This window comes from Hydrocoleum sp. CS-953 (assembly GCF_002260545.1).
Lineage (GTDB): Bacteria > Cyanobacteriota > Cyanobacteriia > Cyanobacteriales > Microcoleaceae > Trichodesmium.
In genome coordinates this window covers 1-6,846 of the sequence record NZ_LGSU01001105.1, presented here as the reverse complement: position 1 = coordinate 6,846, position 6,846 = coordinate 1, and the positions used below count along the sequence as shown (strand labels likewise).

Below are 6,846 nucleotides of genomic sequence, written 5' to 3'. Positions count from 1 at the left end.
AGATGATTTTTGATGGGGAAGTCTCTAGAGCTGAAAAATGCCTAAGTCTTGTGACTCAGACAAAGTAATAGAGAAGAGGAAATTACCTAAGACTTAGGGAAAAACACTATATGTAGCATTTAAAAACTATAACGTTATAGATATGTAGTGTTTATAACTGAAAATACTTAAATCATAATTGAGACATCTGCAAAAAATTTTTCTACATTTCTTCAGGGCAAATTACTTTCTCGCTCCTCAAAATAGCTTACTTCTTGCTAAAATTGTTAAAAATTGTAAAAAAACTGAGTTAAGGAACTAAAAAATGCGAGTTGCGATCGCAGGTGCGGGATTAGCAGGAATGGCCACTGCTGTAGAATTGGCTGATGCTGGACATCAAGTGGAAATATTTGAATCTCGCCCTTTTGTTGGAGGGAAAGTAGGGAGTTGGGTAGATGGAGATGGAAACCATGTGGAAATGGGTTTGCACGTTTTCTTTGGCTGTTACTACCAACTTTTTGATTTAATGAAAAAAGTGGGAGCCTTTAAAAATCTCCGTCTCAAGGAACATACTCACAATTTTATTAATAAGGGAGGTAAAACAGGTTCCTTAGATTTTCGTTTCCTCACGGGAGCGCCTTTTAATGGATTAAAAGCTTTCTTTACCACATCTCAGCTCTCTGTGCAAGATAAATTACAAAATGCAATTGCCTTGGGTACCAGTCCGATAGTTAGAGGTTTGGTAGATTTTGATGGGGCAATGAAAACTATTCGAGATTTGGATAGGGTAAGTTTTGGAGACTGGTTTCGTGGTCAAGGTGGGTCTGATGGAAGTATTAAGAGGATGTGGAATCCTATTGCTTATGCTCTGGGTTTTATTGATGCAGATAATATTTCTGCCCGATGTATGTTGACAATATTCCAATTATTTGCTGCTAAGACAGAAGCTTCTGTGTTGCGAATGTTGGAAGGTTCTCCTTATGAGTATCTGCACAAACCTATTGTTGATTATTTGGAGGAACGGGGGACTAAGATTTTTACTAGACGACAAGTTAGGGAAATTCAGTTTTCTGAGAATGATGGAGAAACTCGTGTTAGTGGAATAGTTGTAGCTAATGGGGATACGACAGAAACTATTACTGCTGATGCTTATGTTTTTGCCTGTGATGTACCAGGTATTCAGCGCATTTTACCGGAAGCTTGGCGGAAATGGCCGGAGTTTGACAATATTTATAAGTTAGATGCGGTTCCTGTAGCAACAGTACAGTTGAGATTTGATGGTTGGGTGACAGAGCTACATGATAAAAACCAACGTCAACAGTTAGAGCGTGCTGCTGGTCTTGATAATTTACTTTATACTCCAGATGCTGACTTTTCTTGTTTTGCGGATTTGGCATTGACAAGTCCGGGAGATTATTATCGCCAAGGGGAGGGTTCTTTATTACAGTTGGTATTGACGCCTGGCGATCCTTTTATTAAGGAGAATAATGNTTGATAATTTACTTTATACTCCAGATGCTGACTTTTCTTGTTTTGCGGATTTGGCATTGACAAGTCCGGGAGATTATTATCGCCAAGGGGAGGGTTCTTTATTACAGTTGGTATTGACGCCTGGCGATCCTTTTATTAAGGAGAATAATGAGGCGATCGCTAATCATGTGTTAGAACAAGTCCATGAATTATTTCCTTCATCACGAGAATTAAATATGACTTGGTATAGTGTGGTGAAGTTGGCTCAGTCTTTATATCGGGAAGCTCCTGGTATGGACCCGTATCGTCCGAACCAACAGACTCCAGTGCCTAACTTTTTTCTGGCAGGTAGCTATACTCAACAGGATTATATTGACAGTATGGAGGGGGCAACTATTTCTGGGAAGCAAGCTGCTAAGGTAATTTTGGCGAATGTTGAAAATATTTTAGGGAGTAGTTCAACAGTTAATAATTAAGGTTTTTCTAGGGTAGCTATAGATAAATTAATTGGGGTTTGCTGAAAAAGTCTTTTTGAAGGAGTAGGGGAGCGGGGGAGTAGGGGAGTAGGGGAGAATTTTTCTGCCCAACTATGCACCAGAAATGCTAACTTTTTGAGCATTAAGAGCTAAAAACCAGGTACTTTGTTAAGACCTACAAATGCTAGAATCTTTATTTGTCAATAGTTTTATATTTAATCAGCAAGCCCTAATTACCTCTTTAACAANCAGCAAGCCCTAATTACTACACTTAGGAAGTTCATAATCTTTGTATGGCAATAGTTATGTGAATAGAAAAAAGCAATTATAATCAAGATGGATTTTTATTTGGTTTAATTATCTGCTATTTAAGGGTTGAGAGCTATTTCAACTACTAAGAAAGAGGCTATAGCGTTTCTCAGTGAGCGTGAGGTACACTTTTATATTTCTTCCCTGTTGCCTGTAGCAATAGTGCCTGTTGCCTAAAGCCTAGAATTTTGTACCTCACTCTTTTTGGGAATTGCTATATAACCAGTCTAGGAGAGGCATAATTAATTATTAATTATTACCTCTTCTTATAAATAGGAGGATTTGCTCAAGGAATTTTATTCTTTTTTCTCATCAATGGAGAGGCTTTCTACCTGAATTTTTTGGTAATTGAGGAAACTCTGCTTTTTAGGGCGTATCTGCAAACTGTTATAAAGGGAGTAGGGAGATATGCTTGTTTTACTAACTCAAATTACTCAAGAAATAACAAGGAAATAAAATGTTTCTTCGTAAAGCCTAATTTATCGTGTTAACCTGTATGGCAGTTTTTCTATTTTTTATTTGTCTTGAAGTTGCTCACATGGATATAATTTTAGCTCAAGGAAATCTACAAAAGGTAACTATTTGTAGTCCTGATAACTCGGATTAATGTGCAACTATTACCAACGGCAATAAACTACGGGTAAAAAACATTCAGTGACAAGTTAACCTTGCGCACAATTTGGAAGTAGGGGCTTAAATAGGGTTTGTTGAAAAAGTCTTATTCTGCTTGAGTTCTCGCCGCTTTAGTCAGAAAAACTCCCGTTTGGAACAGCATTTGACGGCAATAATAAATCCCACAATTTGTCAATTTATTGGCTTCAGGGCAGATATATTCAAGAATTGCCATTACATCTGGAGATTCTTTAATTAAATTTTGCTGACATCCATACAATTTACATCACCTCTTTAGTTTTAGATTAGCCAAAAATCAGCTTTTTTTTATTAAGAATAATGACGGGTTAAAACCTGTGTCGTTTGCTCCGCAACGCTAGCGCGAAACGATGACTATTGATTTTAATCAATGGCTAACTCTCACTTCCTATTTTTAGGTTTTTAGTTATGATTTTTTTTACAAGGGCAGAAAAATCAAAGGATAATTCTTAGTTCTACTTTCTTGATAATTTAATGTCAACAGCAAACTACGGGTAGAATGAGTGACTAAAAAGTTAGGACTTTGAGTGAACAAGTACAGAAAGATACAGGTACAATTATTATTCCTCATTTCTCTGTCTCCCCACACTTCCTACACTCCCCACCCTTCCTACACTGTGCTTTTTTCAGTAAACCCTAATTTAAACATTTTCTGAAGCACCCACAGCAGAGGTGATGGGTGGTGAAATTTTACTTCTATTGCGTATGGAGCAATAGCTTAATCATTTTCTGAAGCCCCCCAGCAGAGGTGATGAGTAGTGAAATTTTACTTCTATTGCGTATGGAGCAATAGTCTAAACATTTTCTGAAGCNGTGAAATTTTGCTTCTATTGCGTATGGAGCAATAGTCTAAACATTTTCTGAAGCCCCCCAGCAGAGGTGATGGGTGGTGAAATTTTACTTCTATTGCGTATATACTCACGGGATGACAAGTAAGATTAAAACCTTATTCCAAAAGCTTTTCAGTCAACCTCTCTCCAGAAAAAATTAGCAGTTAGGATGGGCTATTAAGGTACTGACTGGCGATCTACTCACCTAAAATACCCTATATTGTAAAAAATAAAAAAATGAACTTCAGTATTTCCAGCGTCCTTATTGCAGAGATACTAATAACTGATAACTAATAACTAATAACTAATAACTGAAATGACTGATTGGCTAGAACATAGTGTACAGATAGAGGTAGCTGCCCCAATTGATTTAGTGTGGAATCTCTGGTCTGACTTAGAACAAATGCCACAATGGATGAAGTGGATTGAATCTGTTGAAGTGCTTAAAGATAATCCAGACTTATCCAAGTGGAAATTAGCTAGTGGTAATTTTGAGTTTAGCTGGCTTTCTCGAATTGAGAAAATAGTTACCAATCAAATTATTCAGTGGGAGTCTGTGGATGGCTTACCCAACCGAGGTGCCATCCGTTTTTATGACCGTCATGGTAGTAGTATTGTTAAGCTAACTGTAGCTTATGGAGTTCCTGGGTGGTTAATTAAAATTATGGATAATTTATTTTTAGGGAGGATAGTAGAATCTACTTTAATGGCAGATTTGGAAAGATTTCGTGATTATGTTATTGCCATAGAACAGAAGGAAAAAGAAGGAAATTAAGTATCAATTTCCAAAAACATAATTTTTGCTGGGAAATTACCAGTCCATGTCTACAGAAAGGTTGATAGTCATTTGTTTTTCTCCAGGAGGAACTGCTGTTATACAAGCACAAATAGTTTGACCATTATCTAATTCTACTTCGCAAGCATGACAAGAACCCATTAAGCAACCTGTGGGAATTGTTACTCCAGCACGTTCAGCTACTTCTAGCAGCGGTTCTCCTGCCTCTGCATCAACAGTAATTTTATCTGGCAAAAAAATTATTTTCATCTTTGGTTTAATTTGGTTTTATGACCTACTTGATAATTTTGATATAGCTTTCATAATTCAGCTATCAGCTTTTTCAGTAGAGATAATTGCTCATTTATAATAGACATTTCCAATAATCAAAAATCAAATTAATTATCCCACTATAAACATCAATTATTAGCCTCTACTCCCTACTCCTTACTTACTAAAAATACATATTTCCAATAATCAAAAATCAACATCAATTATTTTCCCCTACTCCCCCACTCCCTACTCCCTACTCCCTACTCCCTACTCCCTACTCCCTACTCCCTACTCCCTAATTTTTAAATATTGGTTTTAAATCTAGGTGATTATTGACTTGATCTGTAATTGAATCCAAAATCGTTTCTCGTTGTTCTCTATAATTAGCAATACCAGTTGGTAAACCGTCTAGTCCCCGTTTTTTACGCAAGAGATTTAACCAAGAACGACGCCAAGGACCATTATCAAATATTCCATGTAAATAGTTACCCCAGACAGACTTATAGCTATTAACAAAACCTAAATCATAATCATCAAATAAAGGTCTAACTATGTCTGGTTTTATCACTCTAGTTCTACCTTGATGAATTTCATAACCTACTACTGGTAAATTTCCTAAAGGGTAATTAGCAATAACTTGTCGCTGCCGAGCAATTTTTTTAGGAGTAATTACAGTTCTTAGTGGTAGTAATTCTAGTCCTTTATATTCTCCTTTTTTTCCTTCTAAACCTTGAGAATCAATTAAAACTTCACCAAGCATCTGAAAACCACCACAAATTCCCATTACTGTACCACCAGATTCTTGATAATTTTTGATGGCTTTTGCCATACCAGTTTTTTGTAATACCAATAAATCGCTAATAGTAGTTTTAGAGCCAGGGATAATTATGGCATCAGGATAACCCAAATTATCATCAGGATTAAGATATTTAAGTTTAACGCTAGATTCTGCATCTAAAGGCTCAAAATCCGTAAAGTTAGAAATTCTTGGTAATCTAATAATGACAATTGTAATGTCAGTTGTAGATTTATTAGAACGTTGTTCTAAAATACTCAAAGAATCTTCAGCCGGAAAAGCTTCATTAATCCAAGGAATCACTCCAACAACAGGAATATTAGTTCTTTCTTCTAACCACTGAATACCTGAATCTAAGAGAGACCTCTGTCCTCTAAATTTATTAATTATTATTCCTTTAATTAAATCTTTTTCTTCTGGTTCTAGTAGTTCTAATGTACCAATAACATGAGCAAAAGCACCCCCTCGGTCAATATCAACTACTAAAATTGTAGAGGCGTTCAAATACTTAGCCACTCGCATATTAGTTAAATCTCGGTGCTTCAGATTTATTTCTGCAGGACTACCCGCTCCTTCACAAACTATAATGTCAAACTCTTGAGATAAAATTTCTAAAGATTCTTGGATAGCCTCCCAACCAATATCAAAATATTGCTGATAATAATCTATAGCTCCTACTGTACCTAATGCTCTTCCCTTAATAATAACTTGGGAAGTCATATCTCCTTGAGGCTTTAATAAAATTGGATTCATTTCTATTGCAGGAGTCACACCTGCGGCCCAAGCTTGTACTGCCTGAGCATGACCCATTTCTCCACCAGTAGATGTGACATAGGAGTTCAAAGCCATATTTTGTCCTTTAAAGGGAGCTACTCTCCAACCGCGACGTGATAAAATTCTACAGATGGCTGTAGTGATTAGAGATTTCCCAGCATGGGAAGTGGTTCCCACTAACATAATTGCTTGCATAGCTTTTTTTTATCAGGAAGAATGAATTATATAGGTATACTCCCTGGACTCAAGTCACGGGGATTAACTTTATAGTTTTTGTCTCTTAAACCCTATTAAGTAATCGGATAAATTCTTATTATCAAAAAAAGAGGGTATGTGCCTCCCCTTTTAAGGGGATGATAAGGGGATGATAAAGAATAAATTTCATTATTTCAAGCCTCTGAGTTTCCGTTTGTCATGCTGCGCAAACAGCCAATTGATAATTGATAATGGATAATTGATAATTGATAATTGATAATTGATAATGGATAATTGATAATTGATAATGGATAATTG

5 protein-coding genes and 1 pseudogene are annotated in these 6,846 nt (G+C 36.3%); 3 read left to right on the top strand and 3 right to left on the bottom strand.

Translation table 11 applies throughout. The features are described 5' to 3' along the window. Window positions 1-304: 304 nt before the first annotated feature. Both zds and AFK68_RS16905 read left to right on the top strand, forming a co-directional pair. Window positions 305-1,469: pseudogene (gene zds, locus AFK68_RS16910) on the top strand (9,9'-di-cis-zeta-carotene desaturase); the annotation flags it as partial. 1 nt (window position 1,470) lies between these two features. Continuing rightward, window positions 1,471-1,925 (top strand): FAD-dependent oxidoreductase (locus tag AFK68_RS16905; protein WP_210407459.1); only part of this gene is annotated, 455 nt, incomplete at its 5' end. A 1,027-nt stretch (window positions 1,926-2,952) separates the two neighbouring features. Here the strand turns inward: AFK68_RS16905 and AFK68_RS16900 are convergent. After that, window positions 2,953-3,126, bottom strand: coding sequence for a hypothetical protein (locus AFK68_RS16900; protein WP_210407458.1), 174 nt, complete (start codon window positions 3,124-3,126; stop codon window positions 2,953-2,955). 905 nt (window positions 3,127-4,031) lie between these two features. Between AFK68_RS16900 and AFK68_RS16895 the strand changes: the two genes are divergently transcribed. Continuing rightward, window positions 4,032-4,490, top strand: coding sequence for an SRPBCC family protein (locus AFK68_RS16895; protein WP_094673791.1), 459 nt, complete (start codon window positions 4,032-4,034; stop codon window positions 4,488-4,490). Between the two features lie 36 nt (window positions 4,491-4,526). Here AFK68_RS16895 and AFK68_RS16890 read toward each other — a convergent pair whose 3' ends face one another. Further along, window positions 4,527-4,760, bottom strand: coding sequence for a 2Fe-2S iron-sulfur cluster binding domain-containing protein (locus AFK68_RS16890; RefSeq protein ID WP_094673790.1), 234 nt, complete (start codon window positions 4,758-4,760; stop codon window positions 4,527-4,529). Window positions 4,761-5,058: 298 nt separating this feature from the next. Then, a complete protein-coding gene (gene cobQ / locus AFK68_RS16885; RefSeq protein WP_094673789.1) occupies window positions 5,059-6,528 on the bottom strand; it encodes a cobyric acid synthase CobQ in 1,470 nt (489 codons plus the stop codon). Window positions 6,529-6,846: the final 318 nt, after the last annotated feature.